Consider the following 20,061-nt stretch of genomic DNA (forward strand, 5'->3'; position numbering starts at 1 on the left):
CGGTCGCTCCGGTCGACGGAGATCGTGGATCGCGTCGACCGGGGCGGGCGCGATAGGCCGCCCCCTCCGGCGGCCTCAGCCGTTCGGGTATTCGCGATTGATCAGGTCGAGCCGCAGCATGGCGAGCTGGATGCCCGCGTTGCTCAACAGGTAGAGATCGCGGCGGCGCATGGCCGGCAACTGCGCGGACGTGTCGTAGAGCGACGGCAGCGCCAGCCCGACCGGCACCGCGGCCCGCATCCCCGCAGCAATCGCGACGCGCACGGCGATCGACGCCTGATCCGCGTGCGTGACGATACCGACGTTGCCGAGCGCCGCGGCCGAGCCGGCCTGCCTGACGATCGCGGCGGCGACACCGTCGGGCGTCGGGATTGGGCTGCCGGCGCTCATGGCCGGCGTCGCGATCGTCGTCACGCCGGCCGTGAGCCCGTATTTCGACGCAAGCACGCTCGCGACTTCCTGTTGCGCGTAGACCGGCACGGCAACCATCTGCCGGAGCACGAGCACGGCGTCGGCAATCGCTTCGTTCACCGGACCCGGCACCGGCGCGGCGCCGGCTGCCGCGGCGCGACCGCCGAAGCCGAACGCGGCAATCGCATTGATGCCGGCCGCCGCGACGGTGGGCGGCGCCCACGAGAATAACGTGTCGAACAGGTAACCCGTCTCGTCGGTGGCGGTCGCGTGATCGTTCAGTTCGTTCGTCAGCTTGCCGAGCATCTGGCGCCGCAGCTCGGCATCGGAGGCCGGCGCGTCGCTTGCGAACACGGGTGAGGCAGCCGCGCACGACGCGGCGAGCACGGAAGAGGAAGCCAGAAAATGGCGGCGGGTTTTCATGGTCATGAGCATCGGGTAGGGAACGGCGGGCGTCAGCCCTTCGGGAACGCCTGCATCGTCGCGGTTACCGCGCGCGTCAGCATCTGCGCATACATGTCGTGCACGAGGTAGAGGCTGCGCTTGCGCGTCCACGGCTGCCCCGATTGCGGGTCGTACACGGTCGGCAGCGGCACCTCGGCAACCGCTGCCGCCGTCATGCCCGCCTGCTGCGAGGTCTGGATGCAGCGCTTCGCGTGATCGCGATGGCCGACCACCGCGACGGTGCCCATCGCGGCCGCGCCGCCCGCGCGCGACACGGCCACGGCCGCGACTCCCGCCGTGCTCAGGTACACGATCGAGCCGTCGCTCGCGATCACCGGTTCGATCGACGACAGCACGTCGGCGCCCATCCCGTATTTCGACACGAGAAAGCGCGCGATTTCCCACTGCGCGTAGACCTTGACCGGCTTCAGCTGGCGGATGCGATACACGGCATCCGCTAGCGCCTCGTTGACCGGCCCCGGATCGGGCAGCGCGGACTGGTTGCCGCCGTTGCTGGACGTATTGCCGCTCGCCGCGTTCGGGCGATTGCCAAAGCTGTATGCGACGATCGCGCCGATCTGCGCGGCGGGAACCGTCGGCAGATCCCAGTTGAAGCCGACATCGGTCATCGCCGGCACGATCGCATTGACCGTCGCCGCGTCGCCGAGCTGCGCGTTCAGCTTCGCGGACATCTGCGCGGCAAGCGCGCTATCGGCGATGGGCGCCGACGCGACGTCGTCGCCGCCGCATGCGCTCAGCAGGGGGGCCGCCGCGACGGCGGGTGCGGCGGCAAGGAATTTCCTGCGCGAAGAAGCCGAAGGATTCAGATTCATGAGCAATGCAAATGGTGCGGACAACGCCGGAGCGGGTCACGGCGTTGCGGATCGCGGGTTCACGGGAAAAGACGACCGGGTACGTCGCACGGCGGGAAATGGGCCAATGCGCAAACGGGCGACGGCATCGACGCGCGGTTCGGATCGCAGTACCTTGTCGATGGACGATGCAGGATCTTAGGGGGCGTTTATTAAATTGCAGTGAATCGGACGATCGAATGCAGGTGCTCGTCATGCCGTTTCGCAAGCGGACGAATGCGTTTCATCCGTGGCGAGCGAACGCAACCGTCGTTTCACCTTCACCGCTGGCGAGCAAGCGATTCGCATGCATCGTCGCGCACTGCACGGCCATCTCCGGATTTCGCGTTACGATGGCGCAACGCACGTTCCCACGACCGGACCCGGAGCACACCACGATGAAGCTCGGCCTGAACGCATCGCTCGCCCGCCTCGACGCTGAAGGCACGCTGTTCACGACGCTGTTTCGCCACGGCACGCTCGACATCGAGTTGTACCGGCCGCGCGGCGAGGACCTGCAAACGCCGCATACGCGCGACGAGGTCTACGTGATTGCCGCGGGCACGTCGCGGTTCGTCCTCGACGGACGCGAATGCGGCGTCGCGGCCGGCGACGTGCTGTTCGTGCCCGCGTTCGCGGCGCACCGCTTCGCCGGCTTCTCCGACGACTTCTCGACCTGGGTGTTCTTCCATGGCCCGGAAGGCGGCGAAAGCGGCGAGCGCAGCACCTGACGCGACGCGCGCGGCACTTCCCGCTCGATCTCCTAGACTGTCTATTCGCAACGGGCGGCGCACGGCCGCCCGCCCCGCCACCACGATGCGCGCAACCCCGCCGCATCGACCGGACAGGAGCAATGCATGCGATATGAACTCTATTACTGGCCCGAGATCCAGGGCCGCGGCGAATACGTGCGGCTCGCGCTCGAGGCGGCCGAGGCCGACTACGTCGATGTCGCGCGCGAATCGGGGCGCGGCATGGGCGTGTCGGCGATGATGCGCATGATGGACAGCACGAAGGACGAATGCGTGCCGTTCGCGCCGCCGTTCCTGAAGGCCGGCGACGTGGTCGTCGGGCAGGCCGCGAACATCCTGCTGTTTCTCGGCGCGCGGCTCGGGCTCGCGCCCGACGACGAGGCCGGGCGACTGTGGGTGCATCAGCTCCAGCTGACCGTCGCCGATTTCGTCACCGAGATCCACGACACGCATCACCCGATCGGCAGCGGCCTGTACTACGAGGACCAGAAGGCCGAGGCCGCCGAGCGCGCGGCCGACTTCCTCGAGCACCGACTGCCGAAATACCTCGGCTACTTCGATCGCGTGCTCGAGCAGAATCCGCACAAGGGCGGCTATCTTGCCGGCAGCGCGCTGAGTTACGCGGACCTGTCGATATTCCAGCTGATCGAAGGCCTGCGCTACGCGTTTCCGAAGGCGATGAAGCGCGCGGAGCGCAAGGTCGAGGGACTCGTCGGCCTGCACGATCGCGTCGCGCTGCATCCGCCGATCGTGCGTTATCTCGAGTCCGAGCGCCGCATCCCGTTCAACGACATGGGGATCTTCCGGCACTATCCGGAGCTCGACAAGTAGCGTCGACTCAGATGCGGACCGGCAGCTCGTGACGATGACGCCACACGGTCAGGCCAGCCGCTTCATGCAGGAACATGGCCAGCGAGCGCCGCACCGTGCGCCGCCCTTCACCGTCGGTCCGTGTCTCGCGTCATTCGTGGATCGGGATCGCGAGGCCGGCGCGTGCGCCCCGCGCGCGCTGAGCGGTGCAGGCCCGCCGCTCAGCGCGACTGCCCGTGCTGCCCGTGTTGCGTGAGCGCCGCGTCGACGGCCTCCACCGAGCGCGTGAGCCACGGCCCGATATCCATCTCCTCGTACCGCACGAGCCGGCTCTTGCGCATGCGGCGATACGCCCACCAGATCGCGACGAACAGCGGGATCCACACATAGATCGACAGCACTTCCAGCCAGTCGATGCGGGCCGCGAAGAACGCCTGATAGTCCTGCCCGAGCGAGATCACGATGCAGATCGCGATCGCGAACAGCGGCCCGAACGGGAACCACTTCGCGCGGTACGGCAGTTGATCGAGCCGGTAGCCCTGCTTCAGGAAGCCCTTGCGGAACCGGTAATGGCAGACCGCGATGCCCAGCCACGCGATGAAGCCGGTGATGCCGACCGTATTGAGCAGCCACAAATAGATGCTCTGGTTGTTGGTCAGCGATGTGAGAAAGCACAGCCCGCCCACCGCCATCGTCGCGTACAGCGCGTTGCGCGGCACGCCGCCCGGCGACAGCGTCGCGAACATCGCGGGCGCACGGCCTTCGGCCGCGAGGTTGTACAGCATCCGCGTGGCCGCATACGTGCCGGAATTGCCGGCCGACAGCACGGCCGTCAGGATCACGAGATTCATCACGCCGGCCGCGAGCGGAAAGCCCGCGTGGCTGAACACGAGCGTGAACGGGCTCACGCCGATATCGGTCACGTCGCTCTTCAGCAGGTTCGGATCGGTGTACGGCACCAGCAGGCCGATCACGAAGATCGCGAACACGTAGAACAGCATGATCCGCCAGAAGATCTGCTTCACCGCGCGCGGGATCGTCTTGCGCGGGTTTTCCGATTCGCCGGCCGTGATGCCGACCAGCTCGGTGCCGAGAAACGAGAAGCCCGCGATCAGCGCGACGCTCATCATCGCGTGCACGCCGCCGACGAACGGCGCGTCGCCGGTCCTGAAGTTGCGCAAGCCGACCGGATGCCCGTTGCCGAGCAGCCCGGCCGCGATCAGCAACCCCGCCGCGATGAACGCGATCACGGTGACGACCTTGATCAGCGAGAACCAGTATTCCGATTCGCCAAAGCCGCGCACGGACAGCGTGTTCAGCAGGAAGATCAGCACCAGGAACCCCGCGCCCCACCATACGCCAGGGATCGCGGGAAACCAGTAGCGCATCACGATCTGCGCGGCGACCAGCTCGATCGCGATCGTCACGGCCCAGCTGTACCAGTACGTCCAGCCGAGCGCGACGCCGAAGCCTTCGTCGACGTATTTCTCGCCGTAGATCGCGAACGAGCCCGACACCGGCATCAGCGCGGCCATCTCGCCGAGCCCGGTGACGACGAAATAGACCATCAGTCCGATCGCGACATACGCGGCGATCGCGCCGCCCGGCCCCGCCTGCGCGACCGACGCGCCCGACGCGACGAACAGCCCCGTGCCGATCGAGCCGCCGATCGCGATCATCGCGATGTGGCGGCCCTGCAGCCGGCGCTTGAGCGCCGTCCCGGACGGCGCGGCCGTCTGCGCTGCCGCTTGCAAAGCATCCATAGCATTCACCCTGATTGGAATCGGGCCGTTCGATTTGATTCGGAATGCCAATCGATCGACCCGGTTATTCGCTTCGAAAAACGGTTCTGCCCGCCGGGCCCGCGCATCCGATGCCGGCGGCCCCGACGCGCACTGCCGCACACAGCCGCGTCAGACGATGCTGCGCTTGATCGCCTGCAGCTCGGCGGTCGTCACGATCTTCTCGATCCGGAACCGCTGGCTTTCCAGCCACGCGTTCGCGATCCGCCGGTATTCGTCGAGATCCTCGCACGCGAGCCGCACGAGAAAATCGAACGTGCCGCTGACGAGCCAGCAGTCGAGCACGGCCGGATTGGTCCGCATTTCATCCTCGAACGGCGCCTGCGAACGCCCGTGATCGGCCAGCACGATCTGCGCGATCACGACGATCGGCTTGGTCGCGCGCGGCGCCTTGATCACCGCGCGGTAGCCTTCGATCACGCCGAGCGCCTCGAGCCGCTCCACGCGCGCCTGGCACGGACGCGGCGTGAGGTTCACGAGCTCCGACAGCTTGCGGTACGAAATCCGTCCGTCGGTACGCAGGATGTCGAGGATCCGGAGATCGATCTTGTCGAGCTGCATCTTCTTGTCGGTCATCCGCGTTCGCTCCGGTCGGGTCGTGGCTGGTGCGCGGAGCGTCTCATCCGTTTCCGCGCGGGGGCCACATTATCCGGCCGAAGCGGCCGCGCGCCAATCGACTAGAACCGCAGCGACAGGCAGGTCAGGCCGCCGTCCATCTTGCGGAACTCGCTCGTGTCGATCACGTGCAGCGGCAGCCCGAGCGAGCCGATCGCGTCGTGCACGCGCGGATAGCCGGCCGGCGTGATCAGCGTGCCGTTCACGCGCAGCGTGTTGCCCGCGTATTCGTCGGCGGCCGAAATCGCGATCCGGCGATAGTCGGCGAACGCCGGATGCGCGGCCAGCGCCTCGGTCACGAGCAGCGTGTCGTCGCCGAGCGCGTTGACGACCGACTTCAGATGCAGGCCCGCGGCGACCGGCACCGCGACGACCGAATAGCCGAAGCGCGACACCAGCGCTTCGAACGCGGCGATGCCGTCGGCGTCGGTGCGGCCCGTGAGGCCGATGTAGAAGCGCTTGCCGACCAGCATCACGTCGCCGCCGTCGAGACGGCCTGCCTGCATCGGCAGCAGGTCGCGATGCGCGCCGAGCGCGGCTTCGATGTGCACCGTCTCGCCGCGCCGCGCCGGGGCGCCGGGACGCGTGATGACCGCGAATTCGGGCGTCACGACGGCGACGTCCTCGACGAAATGCGCATCGGGGAATGCGTCGAGCGGCGGCAGCTCGGTCAGCTCGACGCCGAGCCCGCGCAGCGCGTTGCAGTAGGCGTGGAATTGCGTGAGCGTCTTGTCGTAGTCGGGTGCGCCGAGCGTGGCGGTGGTAAGACCTGCGCCACAGGACGGCGCGGGACGGCGAACGATCGCTTGCGTGAATTGCATCGACTCCTCCATGGTCACGCTGCCCCCGTGCGGTGCACGGGGCGGCTGCGTTGTGTCCGGACCATTATCGGAAGCCAATTTGCGCAATTCGCGTCGATTTCGGGCACGCCCGCAGCCGATCGCGTCGAATTGAACGCGGAACGCAGCGGATTCGGCAGATGGCCGGCGCGCGATCGGCCGATTCCGCGTGCCGGAGCGGCCGCTCCGGCCGCTCCGGCCACTGCGGCCGCCGCATCCGTCACGCAGCGACCGGCCCGAACCCCATTTGCGTGCGTCCAAGCGCCGTGAGGTCGCCCTCGCCACCCCGGCCGTCGAATTCGACCTCGAAATGATCGGCCGGGAAATCCGGCGGGCTTTCGCCGCGCAGGAACGCGAGCCGTTGGCGCTGCAGGTACGCGCCGTTCTTCGCGCAGCCGGGCGCGGCCGCGATGTACATCACATTGCTGTCGCCGCTGCCGCGATGCGTATCCTCGACCGCGTGCACGACGTCGCCGTGCCAGAACACGGCATCGCCCGGCTCCATGTGCGGAATCGGCACCAGCGCGTCGAGCAGCAACGCATGCCATTCGGGCAGGATCGACAGCGCGCGGCCCGGACGCGCGCCGCACAGATCGTCGTCGGCGACGTCGTCCTGCAGCGCGCGCAGCACGACGTACGCCATCGCGTTCGCCACCGGAATCAACTGCAGCGTGCCGTCGCCGGGCCCCTGCGGCGTCAGCGCGGTCCAGCCCTGGAACGTGCGGAACATCGAGCATACGGCCGGCGACGGAATCTCCTCCACATCGGGACGAAACGCGGCGTCGAACGGGTCGTAATCGCGCCAGCGGCCGCCCAGCACGTGGCGATAGACCTGCCGGAAATTCGCGCCGAGCCAGCGTTCGACCGAGCCGCCGTCGACATGCGGCGACAGCCCGAGCGACGTGGAGCCCGGCGGCCGGCGGCGGATCCGGTCCGCGTAGGCCGGCACCTGGTCGGGATCGAAGTGCGTGCGCTGGCCGTCCGCATGCCGCCACAGGCGGTTCATGAACACGCGTGCCTGCGTGAGTGCCGGCGACTGGCGCCCGGCCACTTGGGGCTTCGACCAGTAGACGCCGTAGATCTGCGGCTTGCCCGACGCGAGGTTGCCGAAGTAGCGGTCCTCGGCACGCGCCTCCAGCCGCTCGGCGAAGCGGTTCGCATCCAGGTACGCGCCGATCTCGTCATTCCAGTCACGCGCCTGCGCCGCGTCGAACACGCCGCGGATCACCGCCGCACCGTGCGTGCGGATCGCGGCGATCGTCTGTGGAGCGACGGTGCCGTTCGCGATATCCGCGAACCGCAGCACCGGAGTTACGTCATGGCCGTGCGCGTGTGCCCGGCGGATCGCATCGACCTGCCGCGCGATATCGCCCTCCAGCTCGCGGAACGTGGCCGCGTATCCGGGCAGGTCGGCGCGCAGCGCCCTTTTCGCCGCGCGGATCGCGGCCGGCAAATCGTCGATCGTCAGGTGCATCGCTGTCTCCTCATGGAATCGTGTCGTACGAGTGCTCAGCGTACGGCCGACGCACGGCTGCGATCGACACTATCCGGCCAACAATCGATACAATCCTGACAACCGGCGCGCTACTAGGGACGATGGCAGACCACGCACAGCTTGTTGCCGTCCGGGTCGCGGAAATACGCGCCGTAGTAGTCGCGGTGATAGTGCGGCCGCAGGCCCGGCGGCCCTTCGCAGGTGCCGCCGTGCTGCAGCGCAAGCGCATGGCAGCGGTCGACCTGCGCCCGCGTTTGCGCGTCGAACGCGATCGTATGGCCATTGCCCGGTTCCGGCGCGTGGCCGTCGAGCGGCCGGCCGAAGAAGAACAGCGGCCGGTCGACGTCGGCCGGCATCCAGCCCGACCAGCCGTCCGGCTCGCTGAATTTCAGACGCAGGCCGAGTTCCGCGAACAGCGGCGCGTAAAAGTCGTACGCGCGCGCGGTATCGCGCACGCCCACGCAAACATGTGAAAACATGGCATCGCTCCGTCGTGAAGATCGATCACGATCATGCCACGGCGCGGTGCCCCGCTCGACCGGAGGTCGCGTTGACGTCCTCCTCCGCCTAAAGACGGAGGATTCCCACACCTGGCGATGCACGTCCGCATCGGAGAATGTTCAGCGCAGCGTTGGTATCTCGATCATGCTCGACACCACAGTCACTGCAGGCCCATTCTCTTATTCGCAGTCCCGCGATACCTTTCGGCCGCGTCGTGCTGTCTTTCGACCCGCACGCCGAACAGGACTGGGTGGAACCGCTTTCGTCGACTTCCTCGAACGTTGCCCCGTGCGCCATCGCCTTGTAACGGAGCTTTTCTCGGAAGGACGACCAGGATGCGTCGTAGACGCTTTTCGCCATCCTGGTTCTGGCAAGTTTGGCGGCCGACACGTTGCCGACTGCGATGTAATCGAAGCGCCGCACCAGATCGAGCGCAAGTTTGTGCTGGAAATCGGCGCGGGCATTCGCGACCTTGGCGTGCAACTTCGCGATATGTCGCTTGTGCTTGCGCGCCCGTTGTGCTTTCGCCAGTTTCTCCGCCGCGCGTCGGCCGAATCGGTCATTGGGCAGCTTCTCGCCCGTCGAAAGTGTGGCGAAGTCTTTCAGGCCGAGATCGATGCCAACACCGGAACGGACCGGGCGGGCCTGCACATCGGGCATCTCGATCACGATGTTGAGAAACCAGTTGCCGCGTGCATCCTGTGCGAAGTTGGTTCCGTCCTTGATCTTGCCTTCAGGAAGTGGGCGGCTGTTGAACACGCGAAAGGTGTTGCCTCCAAAGCGGAACGCGTCACCCTCGCGCTTCAGGTCACGCCCCTTCAGCGGCACCCAGCCCAGCGATTTCCTGCCGCGATAGCGCAGGTAGGGCCGACGGTGCTGACTGCGCGACTTCGCATATTGCTCGCACGTCGCGTTGACCGTGCCGGAGTGGATGCCGAGCGCCTTGCTGCTCCCCGTCGTCAGCACGTTCAGATCGAATCCCGTCGGCCACTTCTTGCTCCACTTGAGCGCGTGCTTCTGCGTGTCGTTGCAGAAGTTCCAGACGTAGTTCACCGCACGGCTCTGCTTGTTGAGCAGTCCGTTGAGCGACTTCACGCGGTAGCGGTAGACAAGGATCATGCCGGTGATCCTAACCCGTGCAAGAAGCTGCCTGTCAACAGCACTCCTTTCCTTCCCGCCATCCGCCCCGAGGAAGTCCCCTTGGGGGAAATGGCGGGGTTTCTCGGAGCAAATCCTGATGAAACCGCAGTACGAGCATGTGGCGTTCGCCTCCGGCTGTTCGATCCGCGTGTACCACCGCCAGCTCGCACGCATTCCGTTCGAATGGCATCGCCATCCCGAGTACGAACTGACGCTGACACTGAACAGCCGCGGCCGACGCTTCGTCGGCGATCACGTCGCCCGCTACACGGACGACGACCTCGTGCTCGTGCCGCCCAACCTGCCGCATACGTGGTCATCGAATGCGCGCATCGATCGCGACGCGCCGGAAGTCGCGCTCGTCGTCTGGTTCGACGGCGACTGGGCACGGCGTGTGGCCGACTGCTGCCCCGAGTACGCACCGCTGCGCTCGCTGCTGCGGCGCGCGGCGCCCGGCCTCGCGTTCGACGCCGCGACGGCCCGCGCGATGCGCGAGCGACTGCCGCGGCTGCTCGACCCGTCGCCGCGCGTACGCCTCGCGGCCGCGCTCGACACGCTCGCCGACCTTGCCGAGGCCGGCGGCGAGCCGCTCGCCACCGCACAGGCCTACGAGCGTGCCGACCCGGCAACGTCATCGCCCGACTCGGCCGCGCCCGAAGCCGAGCGCCTCGATCGCGTGCTCGATGCGATCGACCGGCACTTCCACGAGCCGCTGCGCATCGACGCGCTCGCCGCCGTCGCACACATGTCCGAGCGCACGCTGCAGCGGCTGTTCGTACGGCATCTCGGCGAAAGCGTCGGCCGCTACGTGCAGCGGCTGCGCCTCGCGCATGCGTGCCGCCATCTGGTCGGCACCGACTGGCCGATCGCCACGGTGGCTGCGCGCTGCGGCATTCCGAATGCCGCGAACTTCAACCGCCAGTTCCTCGCCGCGCGCGGGATGACGCCCGGCGCTTACCGGCAGTTCTTCGCCCAGCACGGCCACGCGCCCGACGCCGACGCGCCGCCGCTCGACACGCGGCCGCCGTCGCTGGAACGCGGGACCGGACCGGGACATGGCCAACGCCGGCCGCGCAAATGAAAACACCCCGGCGGAATGACCCACCGGGGTGTCGGGGCGTTGCGATTGCCGGACGCGAGCGGCCTGACGGCCGTTCGCGCCGCGCACGACTTAACGTGCGTTGATCGGCTTCGCTTCGCGCGGCGTGTCGCCGATGAACAGCTGACGCGGACGGCCGATCTTCTGCTCCGGATCCGCAATCATTTCGTTCCACTGTGCGATCCAGCCGACCGTACGTGCCATCGCGAAGATACACGTGAACATCGACGTCGGGATGCCCAGCGCGCGCTGAACGATGCCCGAGTAGAAGTCGACGTTCGGGTACAGCTTGCGCGACACGAAGTATTCGTCTTCCAGCGCGATCTTCTCGAGCTGCATCGCGAGCTTGAACAGCGGGTCGTCGTGCAGGCCCAGTTCGTTCAGCACTTCGTAGCACGTTTCGCGCATCAGCTTCGCACGCGGGTCGTAGTTCTTGTACACGCGGTGGCCGAAGCCCATCAGCTTCACGCCCGAATTCTTGTCCTTCACCTGCTTGATGAATTCGGGGATGTTGTCCGGCGAACCGATCTGCTCGAGCATGTTCAGCGCGGCTTCGTTCGCACCACCGTGCGCCGGGCCCCACAGACACGCGATACCGGCAGCGATACACGCGAACGGGTTCGCGCCCGACGAGCCGGCCAGGCGGACCGTCGACGTCGATGCGTTCTGCTCGTGATCGGCGTGCAGGATCAGGATACGGTCGAGTGCGCGCACGAGCACATCGTTGACCTTGTACTCTTCGCACGGGTTCGAGAACATCATGTGCATGAAGTTCGCGCTGTACGAAAGTTCGTTCTTCGGATAAACGAACGGCTGGCCGATGCTGAACTTGTACGCCATCGCGACGAGCGTCGGCAGCTTCGCGATCATGCGGATCGCCGATACTTCACGGTGACGCGGATCGTTGATGTCGAGCGAGTCATGATAGAACGCCGACAGCGCGCCGACGGCCGCCACCAGCACCGCCATCGGGTGCGCGTCGCGACGGAAGCCACGGAAGAAGAAGTGCATCTGTTCGTGCACCATCGTGTGCTTCGTGACGGTGTCGACGAATTCCTTCTTTTGCGCGGCGTTCGGCAGCTCGCCCTTCAGCAGCAGGTAGCAGGTCTCAAGGAAGTCGGCGTTCTGCGCGAGGTTGTCGATCGGGTAGCCGCGGTACAGCAGTTCGCCCTTGTCGCCGTCGATGTACGTGATCGCCGAATTACAAGCTGCCGTCGACATGAAGCCCGGGTCGTAAGTGAACTTGCCGGTCTGGCCGTACAGCTTGCGGATGTCGATTACGTCCGGGCCCATCGTCCCCTTGTAGATCGGCATTTCGACGCTCGGCGAGTTGTCGCTGAACGATAGCGTGGCTTTAACATCAGACGGAGTCATGGCACATCCTCAATCGAAATAAAGAAACGGGATTCGATAACGGGCACAACGCGCGACACCTTGGCGTTACACGTTGCGCAGCATCTCCAACAGCCTGTGAATTTCCGGGCTGTCTAGGTCGCCCTCTGGTTCCTTGCGCGCGAGGAGCAAGTCCATCAGGTCGTTGTCGCTCAGATCGAGCAGGCGCGACAACGCGCCTACGTCTGCATCGGTGAGGTCATGCTCGTATCTGCTGAAGAAACGCTCGAAGATGATGTCGTTTTCCAGCAGACCCCGCCGCGCGCGCCAGCGGAGGCGCGCGCGACGGTGCGGGTCGGATTGATGCGAATCGTCGCTCATCGCAAAGACACCCGCAGGGCCGCCCCAAGGGTGTCGACGCCCCCTCGGGGGGCGGCGGACAAAGTGAGCTTGGGGGTCATCATGTCAAACCGCGCGGCGAACCATCAGTTCCTTGATCTTGCCGATCGCCTTCGTCGGGTTCAGGCCCTTCGGGCAAACGTCGACGCAGTTCATGATCGTGTGGCAACGGAACAGACGGTACGGGTCTTCCAGGTTGTCGAGACGCTCGCCGGTGGCGGTGTCGCGACTATCCGCGATGAAGCGGTAAGCCTGCAGCAGGCCGGCCGGGCCGACGAACTTGTCCGGGTTCCACCAGAAGCTCGGGCACGACGTCGAGCAGCTCGCGCACAGAATGCACTCGTACACGCCGTCGAGCTCGTCGCGCTCTTCCGGCGACTGGAGGCGTTCCTTCTCCGGCGGCGGCGCGTCGTTGATCAGGTACGGCCTGATCGAGTGATACTGGTTGAAGAAGTGCGTCATGTCGACGATCAGGTCGCGCACGACGGGCAGGCCCGGCAGCGGGCGCAGCACGATCTTCTGCGGCAGGTCGTTCAGGTTCGTCAGGCACGCGAGACCGTTCTTGCCGTTGATGTTCATCGCGTCCGAACCGCACACGCCTTCACGGCACGAACGGCGGAACGACAGCGTCTCGTCCACTGCCTTCAGCTTGACCAGTGCGTCGAGCAGCATGCGCTCATGCTGGATCTCGAGCTCGTACGTCTGCATGCGCGGCGCCGCGTCCTTGTCCGGATCGTAGCGGTAGACTTCAAAAATGCGTTTTGCCATTTCGGATTCCTTTGACTCGGCTTAGAACGTGCGCGGCTTCGGCGGCACGGATTCGACCGTCAGCGGCTTCATTTGAACCGGCTTGTAGTCGAGGCGATCGCCTTCGCTGTACCACAGCGTGTGGCGCAGCCAGTTGTCGTCGTCGCGGTGTTCGTAGTCGCTGTGCGCGTGTGCGCCACGGCTTTCCTTGCGCGCTTCCGCCGACACCATCGTCGCGCGGGCCACTTCGATCAGGTTCTCCAGCTCGAGTGCTTCGACGCGCGCGGTGTTGAACACCTTCGACTTGTCCTTCAGATGGATGCTTTCCACGCGTGCCGCGAGGCCGGCCATCTGCTCGACGCCTTCCTTCAGCAGCGCCGACGTGCGGAACACGCCTGCATGCTTCTGCATCGTCGCGCGGATGTCGTTCGCGACGTCCTGCGTGTATTCGCCCGACGACGACTTGTCGAGCTTGTTCAGACGCGCCAGCGAGAATTCGCCTGCATCGGCCGGCAGCGGCTTGTGTTCCTTCTGGTTCTTCACGTGCTCGACGATGTGGTTGCCGGCCGCCCGGCCGAACACCACGAGGTCCAGCAGCGAGTTCGTGCCGAGGCGGTTCGCGCCGTGCACGGACACGCACGAGCATTCGCCCACTGCGTAGAAGCCGTTGACCGGTTCCTTGTGATCGCGCGACGTGCCGACGACCTGACCGTGGATGTTGGTCGGGATGCCGCCCATCTGGTAGTGGATCGTCGGGACGACCGGGATCGGTTCCTTGATCGCGTCGACGTTCGCGAACTTCAGCGCGATTTCGCGGATCGACGGCAGACGCTTCATGATCGTCTCGGCGCCGATGTGCGACAGGTCGAGCAGCACGTGGTCCTTGTTCGGACCGACGCCGCGGCCTTCCTTGATTTCTTGGTCCATCGAACGCGACACGAAGTCACGCGGCGCCAGATCCTTCAGCGTCGGCGCGTAGCGTTCCATGAAGCGCTCGCCGTTCGCGTTGCGCAGGATACCGCCTTCGCCGCGCACGCCTTCGGTGATCAGCACGCCCGCGCCGGCCACGCCGGTCGGGTGGAACTGCCAGAACTCCATGTCCTGCAGCGCGATGCCCGAACGCGCGGCCATGCCGAGGCCGTCGCCGGTGTTGATGAACGCGTTGGTCGACGCCGCGAAGATCCGGCCTGCGCCGCCCGTCGCGAACAGCGTCGTCTTGCCTTCCATGATGTAGACGTCGCCCGTCTCCATCTCGAGGGCCGTCACGCCGAGCACGTCGCCGTCGGCATCGCGGATCAGGTCGAGCGCCATCCATTCGACGAAGAACTGCGTCTTCGCTTCGACGTTCTGCTGGTACAGCGTGTGCAGCAGCGCGTGACCGGTACGGTCGGCGGCCGCGCAAGCGCGCTGGACCGGCTTCTCGCCGTAGTTCGCCGTATGGCCGCCGAACGGACGCTGGTAGATCGTGCCGTCTGCGTTACGGTCGAACGGCATGCCGAAGTGTTCCAGTTCGTACACGACGTTCGGTGCTTCGCGGCACATGAACTCGATCGCGTCCTGGTCGCCGAGCCAGTCGGAACCCTTGATCGTGTCGTAGAAGTGGAAGTGCCAGTTGTCTTCGCTCATGTTGCCGAGCGACGCGCCGATGCCGCCCTGTGCGGCCACCGTGTGCGAACGGGTCGGGAACACCTTCGACAGCACGCCGACCGACAGGCCCGCGCGCGACAGTTGCAGCGCTGCGCGCAAGCCCGAGCCGCCCGCGCCGACGATCACCACGTCGAACTTGCGGCGCGGCAGGGAAGTTTTGATTGCAGCCATTCTTTACACTCTCCAGAGAATCTGCGCGGCGTAGCCCGCACATGCGAGCAGCCAGACGATGGTCAGCGATTGCAGCAGCAGGCGCACACCGACGGGCTTTACGTAGTCCATCCAGATGTCGCGCACGCCGACCCATGCGTGGTAGAAGAGGGAAAGCAGCGTCACGAAGGTCGCGAGCTTCATCCATTGCGCGGAGAAGATCGACGCCCAGCCTTCGTACGAGAAGTCATGCGCGCCGAAGAACAGCGCGAGCAGAATGACCGTGTAGACTGCCATGATCGTGGCGGTGACGCGCTGCGCGAGCCAGTCGCGCAGGCCGTAGTGAGCGCCGACGACGAGGCGCTTCGAGCCGATTCGGTTATTGGCTGCCATTTTCTTAGAATGCTCCGAACAGTTTGAGTGCCATGGCGATCGTCAGCGCGATCGAGACGACAAAGACGACGACTGCCGTCCGCTTGCCGCCTTCCTTCGAGACGGCGTCGTGGTTGACGTCCATCAGCAGGTGGCGAATGCCGGCGCAGAAATGGTGGAGGAACGCCCACGACAGCGCGAGGACGATCAGCTTGACGACGATGTTGGAGAGAAAAGCCTTGAAGACTTCGAAGCTGAGCTCGGAGGTGAGGCTCTGGTCGAAGAGGAACAGCAGGAACGGCAGGAACAGGAACAGCAGCGCGCCGCTGACTCGGTGGAGAATCGACAATATCGCAGCCAGAGGCATGCGGTATTTCAACGTGATGTCGCCGATTCCGATGTTCCGGTATTCCGGCCTCGGCTTTCTTACTGCGTCAGTCATGCTAGACCCCTACTATGTTGTCACACTAATCCGCGATTTTAGCGCCTTTTTATATCGCGCTGCAGCGAAAGTCTGCTCTGGATAGTTGCGCGAACACGAACAAAGGCGGCCCAAAACGTGCTTCGCGTGCGTGGGGAACGCGAATGCACCGGCCCGAGCCGAACACCGTCAACTCAAGTCATTCTGATAGTAGTACCCGGTTGTGACATACCAGCCGCGCCGCACTTCCACCGGCCGGTCACCGTATGTGTAGGACACCCGCTCGACCGACAGTAACGGAAAACCCGCCGGCACGTGCAGCAGGTCGGCCACCGCCGGCTCCGCCGCGACCGCGCGGATCTTCTCCGTCGCGCGGATCATCCGCGTGCCGAACTCCGTCTCGAACATCGCGTAGAGCGGCCCCTTGTACTCGCTCAACCGCTCGAACGTGAGCCCGCGGAACATCGTGCCCGGCAGCCAGATCTCGTCGAGCACCGTTACTTCGCTATCGAACTCCAGCAGGCGCCGCACCTGCACGACCGGGTCGGCCGGCTTCAGGTCGAGCTGCCGCGCGATCTCGGCCGGCGCGCGCAGGCGCCGGCACTCGAGCAGCCGGCTCACGTGCGGATGCTCGGCACCGTCGTCGGCCAGCAGCCGCAGGAAGCGGAACTGCGCGCGATCCTCGTTGTGCGTCGCAACAAACGTCCCCTTGCCCTGCCGCCGGACCACGAGGTTTTCGGCGGCCAGTTCGTCGATCGCCTTGCGAACGGTGCCCTGGCTCACCTTGTAGCGGGCGGCGAGCTCCACTTCGCTCGGGATGATCTCGCCCGGCTTCCATTCACCGGATTCGAGACTCTGCGTGATCAATGACTTGATCTGCTGGTATAACGGGCTAAAGGTCGGGGACGGCGAAGCGGCAGGCGCCGGCGCGGAATCACCCGCGCCCGGCTGCCCTGGGCCGCCTGCGCCGGTTGGATTCGCGTTGTTCGCCTGGTTCGATGTCATGGCGCGCATTTCATCACAAACCGCGCTTTTTCGTCCACTCAAATTCCGCAAAACATCTGTCTTATATAAGACATATGATACCGTTTGACTTTGGGCCAGCCGGCTCCTACACTCCGGGGCGAGCAAGGGTTCGCGGGTGCAAAATGCGTCCCCGGCTACGTGCCACGGCCGTCTCCAGGTTCACCGCGTGTGCCATTCGCGAGTCCTCCGCCCTGCTTCAATGCAACGCTACGCGTAACGCGCATAGAATGGCGTTTTGCCTAGCGTCCACCGCTTCACCCGTCCTGGAGATTTTCAATGGCTAAGCCCGCAAAGCGCGTTGCCGTCACCGGCGCCGCAGGTCAAATCGCATACTCCCTGCTGTTCCGCATCGCGAACGGCGACCTGCTCGGCAAGGACCAGCCGGTCATCCTGCAACTGCTCGACCTCCCGCAAGCCCAAGCCGCCGTCAAAGGCGTCGTGATGGAGCTCGACGATTGCGCGTTCCCGCTGCTCGCGGGCGTCGTGATCACCGACGATCCGAAGGTGGCATTCAAGGATGCAGACGTCGCTCTGCTGGTCGGCGCACGTCCGCGCTCGAAGGGCATGGAACGCAAGGACCTGCTGTCGGCGAACGCCGAGATCTTCACGGTCCAGGGCGCCGCGCTGAACGAAGTCGCGAGCCGCGACGTGAAGGTGCTGGTCGTCGGCAACCCGGCGAACACCAACGCGTACATCGCCATGAAATCGGCACCGGATCTGCCGAAGAAGAACTTCACCGCAATGCTGCGCCTCGACCACAACCGCGCGCTGTCGCAGCTCGCCGCGAAGTCGGGCAAGCCGGTCGCATCGATCGAGAAGCTCGCCGTGTGGGGCAACCACTCGCCGACGATGTACCCCGACTTCCGCTTCGCGACCGCCGAAGGCGAGTCGCTGCTGAAGCTGATCAACGACGACGTGTGGAACCGCGACACGTTCATCCCGACCGTCGGCAAGCGCGGCGCGGCGATCATCGAAGCGCGCGGCCTGTCGTCGGCAGCGTCGGCAGCCAACGCGGCGATCGACCACGTGCGTGACTGGGTCCTCGGCACGAACGGCAAGTGGGTCACGATGGGCATTCCGTCGGACGGCTCGTACGGCATCCCCGAAGACATCATCTACGGCGTGCCCGTCGTGTGCGAAAACGGCGAGTACAAGCGCGTCGAAGGCCTGGAAATCGACGCGTTCTCGCGCGAGAAGATGGACGGCACGCTGGCCGAGCTGCTCGAAGAGCGCGACGGCGTCGCCCACCTGCTGAAGAACTAAGCAGGCTGCATGATGGCCGGGCCGCCTCCGGGCGGGCCGGTCACGGCACGGGCGGCGGGCCGGCAGCCGGCCCCGCCGCCCGATCCGATCCGCGCACGTTTTGCCGCTCACGCGCCCCGCGCGCCGGCCCAGAACGCGCCCGAATCCGATTTTCTCCACGTTGGCCGCTTCCTTGACGTAGAAGAGATGTCCGCGCTCACTCCTGCACAAGTGCTGTACGACGGGGCGTCGCCGCCCGCGATCCTGCCCTGCTGCGATCACTACGCGGGCAGCGAGAAGCTGATGCGCAAGTCGTTCGCGCTCCAGGCCGAACTCGGCCCCGTGTTCGACATCACGCTCGACTGCGAGGACGGCGCGGCCGTCGGTCAGGAAGCCGCGCACGCGCAGCTCGTCGCCGAGCTCCTCGGCAGCGCCGAGAACCGCTTCGGGCGGGTCGGCGTCCGTATCCACGACTTTTCCCATCCGCACTGGCGCGACGACGTGCGCATCGTGCTGCGCGCCGCGCGCGCACCGGCCTACGTCACGCTGCCGAAGATCGCGAGCGCCGCCGACGCGGCCGAGATGGTCGCGTTCATCGAAGGCACGCGCCGCGAGCTCGGCCTCGCGCGGCCGATTCCCGTCGACGTGCTGGTCGAGACGCACGGCGCTCTCGCGCAGGCGGCCGCCCTCGCCGCGCTGCCGCTGGTCGGCACGCTGAGCTTCGGGCTGATGGACTTCGTGTCCGCCCATCACGGCGCGATTCCCGATGCGGCGATGCGCTCGCCCGGCCAGTTCGACCACCCGCTCGTGCGCCGCGCGAAGCTGGAGATCGCCGCGGCCTGCCACGCGCACGGCAAGACACCGTCACACAATGTGACAACCGAGGTGCGCGACATGGCAGTCGTCGCCGGCGACGCGCGCCGCGCACGCGACGAGTTCGCGTTCACGCGGATGTGGAGCATCCACCCCGCGCAGATCCGCCCGATCGTCGACGCATTCGCGCCGCGCACCGATGAAGTCGCACTGGCCGCCGAGATCCTGCTGGCCGCGCAGGCCGCCGACTGGGGCCCGACGCGCCACGGCGATACGCTGCACGACCGCGCGAGCTATCGCTATTACTGGTCGGTGCTGCGCCGCGCGCGGGCGACCGGCCAGCCGGTGCCGGCCGAGGCCGCGCCGCTGTTCGGCCCGGCCGCCGGAGACGCGCGGTGAGCGCGCGCCGACACACGCATTTCATCGAATCGCCGGGGCGTGAACCCGACGCAGGTTTGCGAAACGACAAAAAACGTAACGGAGCCCGAAAACCTGAAATTTGCGCGGCCAAATAGGTGAAAATAGCGGCCGCTGCGCGCTTCCGGGGCGCGTGCAGTTTCAAACCGGCCGGCGGTTTCGATTGCCGGCCCTTGTCAACTGATAATCGAAAGGTTCTGACTCCATGAAGAAACTCCTGATCGCTACCGCCATCGGCGCGTTGTCCGCCACGATGCTGGTGTCGGCTCCGAGCGCGTTCGCCCAGGGTACGGCGACGACCGCGAAGAAGACGGCCAAGCGCCCGGCGCCGGCCAAGCGCATCATCCCGCGCAGCAAGAAGGCGCAGGCACGCGCGGCTGCCAAGGTCGATTCGGTGCCGGAAGGCGCGGTCAAGTGGTCCTGTAAGGAAGGTCTGTCGTTCGACCTCGCCGGCGACATGAAGCGCGACCAGCTCGTCACGGTTCACTGGGCGAAGAGGAACTACAAGCTGCCGCGCGAAGCCACGACGACGGGCGCCGACACGTTCTACGATCCGGCAGCCGGCTTGAAGCTGGTGGTGATCCCGACCAAGGCGATGCTGTTCTCCGACGCAAACGGCGGCGAGCGCCTCGCGGACGAATGCGTGACGCCGGAAATGGCGCAAGGCACCGCGGCACCGACGCAGTCGAACGAGCTGAAGCCGGCAACGAACTAAGCGCGTTCCCCCCGGCCCCTC

21 protein-coding genes are annotated in these 20,061 nt (G+C 66.1%); 6 read left to right on the forward strand and 15 right to left on the reverse strand.

The window, feature by feature from the left end:
* Positions 1–75: 75 nt before the first annotated feature.
* Positions 76–834, reverse strand: a complete 759-nt coding sequence (locus FFI87_RS25635) for a Tat pathway signal protein (protein ID WP_138850176.1) — start codon at positions 832–834, stop codon at positions 76–78.
* Positions 835–866: 32 nt separating this feature from the next.
* Positions 867–1,688: a hypothetical protein gene (locus FFI87_RS25640; protein WP_138848579.1), complete on the reverse strand. Its 822-nt coding sequence runs from the start codon at positions 1,686–1,688 to the stop codon at positions 867–869.
* Positions 1,689–2,104: 416 nt separating this feature from the next.
* On the opposite strand from FFI87_RS25640, the gene FFI87_RS35260 reads away from it, so the two are divergent.
* Complete coding sequence (locus FFI87_RS35260) at positions 2,105–2,437, forward strand: cupin domain-containing protein (RefSeq protein ID WP_006754092.1); 333 nt, start codon at positions 2,105–2,107, stop codon at positions 2,435–2,437.
* Positions 2,438–2,563: 126 nt separating this feature from the next.
* On the forward strand, positions 2,564–3,289 hold the full coding sequence (locus FFI87_RS25650) for a glutathione S-transferase (protein WP_138848578.1): 726 nt from the start codon (positions 2,564–2,566) through the stop codon (positions 3,287–3,289).
* Positions 3,290–3,489: 200 nt separating this feature from the next.
* On the opposite strand, the gene FFI87_RS25655 is transcribed toward FFI87_RS25650, so the two are convergent.
* From FFI87_RS25655 to FFI87_RS25680, 6 genes are all read right to left on the reverse strand, one after another.
* Positions 3,490–5,031, reverse strand: a complete 1,542-nt coding sequence (locus tag FFI87_RS25655) for an amino acid permease (protein ID WP_138848577.1) — start codon at positions 5,029–5,031, stop codon at positions 3,490–3,492.
* A gap of 150 nt (positions 5,032–5,181) precedes the next feature.
* Positions 5,182–5,646 (reverse strand): Lrp/AsnC family transcriptional regulator, encoded by a 465-nt coding sequence (locus tag FFI87_RS25660; RefSeq protein ID WP_138848576.1) that lies wholly within the window; start codon positions 5,644–5,646, stop codon positions 5,182–5,184.
* Between the two features lie 101 nt (positions 5,647–5,747).
* Positions 5,748–6,506, reverse strand: coding sequence for a dimethylarginine dimethylaminohydrolase family protein (locus FFI87_RS25665; RefSeq protein ID WP_138848575.1), 759 nt, complete (start codon positions 6,504–6,506; stop codon positions 5,748–5,750).
* 238 nt (positions 6,507–6,744) lie between these two features.
* Positions 6,745–7,998 (reverse strand): DUF1479 domain-containing protein, encoded by a 1,254-nt coding sequence (locus FFI87_RS25670; protein WP_138848574.1) that lies wholly within the window; start codon positions 7,996–7,998, stop codon positions 6,745–6,747.
* Positions 7,999–8,111: 113 nt separating this feature from the next.
* Complete coding sequence (locus tag FFI87_RS25675) at positions 8,112–8,498, reverse strand: VOC family protein (protein ID WP_138848573.1); 387 nt, start codon at positions 8,496–8,498, stop codon at positions 8,112–8,114.
* A gap of 88 nt (positions 8,499–8,586) precedes the next feature.
* Positions 8,587–9,639: an RNA-guided endonuclease InsQ/TnpB family protein gene (locus FFI87_RS25680; protein ID WP_138848572.1), complete on the reverse strand. Its 1,053-nt coding sequence runs from the start codon at positions 9,637–9,639 to the stop codon at positions 8,587–8,589.
* Positions 9,640–9,757: 118 nt separating this feature from the next.
* Here FFI87_RS25680 and FFI87_RS25685 point away from each other — a divergent pair, with 118 nt between their 5' ends.
* Positions 9,758–10,741: a helix-turn-helix domain-containing protein gene (locus FFI87_RS25685; protein ID WP_138848571.1), complete on the forward strand. Its 984-nt coding sequence runs from the start codon at positions 9,758–9,760 to the stop codon at positions 10,739–10,741.
* A 90-nt stretch (positions 10,742–10,831) separates the two neighbouring features.
* On the opposite strand, the gene gltA is transcribed toward FFI87_RS25685, so the two are convergent.
* From gltA to FFI87_RS25720, 7 genes are all read right to left on the reverse strand, one after another.
* The gene (gene gltA, locus FFI87_RS25690; RefSeq protein ID WP_012365680.1) at positions 10,832–12,133 is read right to left on the reverse strand and encodes a citrate synthase; all 1,302 of its coding nucleotides are present in this window, start codon (positions 12,131–12,133) and stop codon (positions 10,832–10,834) included.
* 66 nt (positions 12,134–12,199) lie between these two features.
* On the reverse strand, positions 12,200–12,472 hold the full coding sequence (locus FFI87_RS25695) for a succinate dehydrogenase assembly factor 2 (protein ID WP_011658353.1): 273 nt from the start codon (positions 12,470–12,472) through the stop codon (positions 12,200–12,202).
* An 84-nt stretch (positions 12,473–12,556) separates the two neighbouring features.
* The gene (locus tag FFI87_RS25700) at positions 12,557–13,258 is read right to left on the reverse strand and encodes a succinate dehydrogenase iron-sulfur subunit (RefSeq protein WP_012365679.1); all 702 of its coding nucleotides are present in this window, start codon (positions 13,256–13,258) and stop codon (positions 12,557–12,559) included.
* A 21-nt stretch (positions 13,259–13,279) separates the two neighbouring features.
* Positions 13,280–15,055: a succinate dehydrogenase flavoprotein subunit gene (gene sdhA / locus FFI87_RS25705; RefSeq protein ID WP_006754980.1), complete on the reverse strand. Its 1,776-nt coding sequence runs from the start codon at positions 15,053–15,055 to the stop codon at positions 13,280–13,282.
* 3 nt (positions 15,056–15,058) lie between these two features.
* Entirely contained in the window at positions 15,059–15,427 is a 369-nt protein-coding gene (sdhD, locus tag FFI87_RS25710) for a succinate dehydrogenase, hydrophobic membrane anchor protein (RefSeq protein WP_006756688.1), read from the reverse strand.
* A 4-nt stretch (positions 15,428–15,431) separates the two neighbouring features.
* The gene (sdhC, locus tag FFI87_RS25715; RefSeq protein ID WP_012365678.1) at positions 15,432–15,848 is read right to left on the reverse strand and encodes a succinate dehydrogenase, cytochrome b556 subunit; all 417 of its coding nucleotides are present in this window, start codon (positions 15,846–15,848) and stop codon (positions 15,432–15,434) included.
* A gap of 168 nt (positions 15,849–16,016) precedes the next feature.
* Positions 16,017–16,841 carry a GntR family transcriptional regulator gene (locus FFI87_RS25720; protein WP_011658350.1) on the reverse strand — a complete coding sequence of 275 codons (825 nt, stop codon included), beginning with the start codon at positions 16,839–16,841 and terminating at the stop codon, positions 16,017–16,019.
* 288 nt (positions 16,842–17,129) lie between these two features.
* On the opposite strand from FFI87_RS25720, the gene FFI87_RS25725 reads away from it, so the two are divergent.
* The 3 genes from FFI87_RS25725 (at position 17,130) to FFI87_RS25735 (ending at position 20,040) form a co-directional block, all read left to right on the forward strand.
* Positions 17,130–18,116 carry a malate dehydrogenase gene (locus FFI87_RS25725; protein ID WP_006754984.1) on the forward strand — a complete coding sequence of 329 codons (987 nt, stop codon included), beginning with the start codon at positions 17,130–17,132 and terminating at the stop codon, positions 18,114–18,116.
* 186 nt (positions 18,117–18,302) lie between these two features.
* Positions 18,303–19,307: an HpcH/HpaI aldolase/citrate lyase family protein gene (locus tag FFI87_RS25730; RefSeq protein WP_138848570.1), complete on the forward strand. Its 1,005-nt coding sequence runs from the start codon at positions 18,303–18,305 to the stop codon at positions 19,305–19,307.
* Between the two features lie 223 nt (positions 19,308–19,530).
* Complete coding sequence (locus FFI87_RS25735) at positions 19,531–20,040, forward strand: hypothetical protein (protein ID WP_012365675.1); 510 nt, start codon at positions 19,531–19,533, stop codon at positions 20,038–20,040.
* Positions 20,041–20,061: the final 21 nt, after the last annotated feature.

Source organism: Burkholderia sp. KBS0801 (assembly GCF_005937855.2).
GTDB classification, from domain to species: Bacteria; Pseudomonadota; Gammaproteobacteria; order Burkholderiales; family Burkholderiaceae; genus Burkholderia; species Burkholderia ambifaria.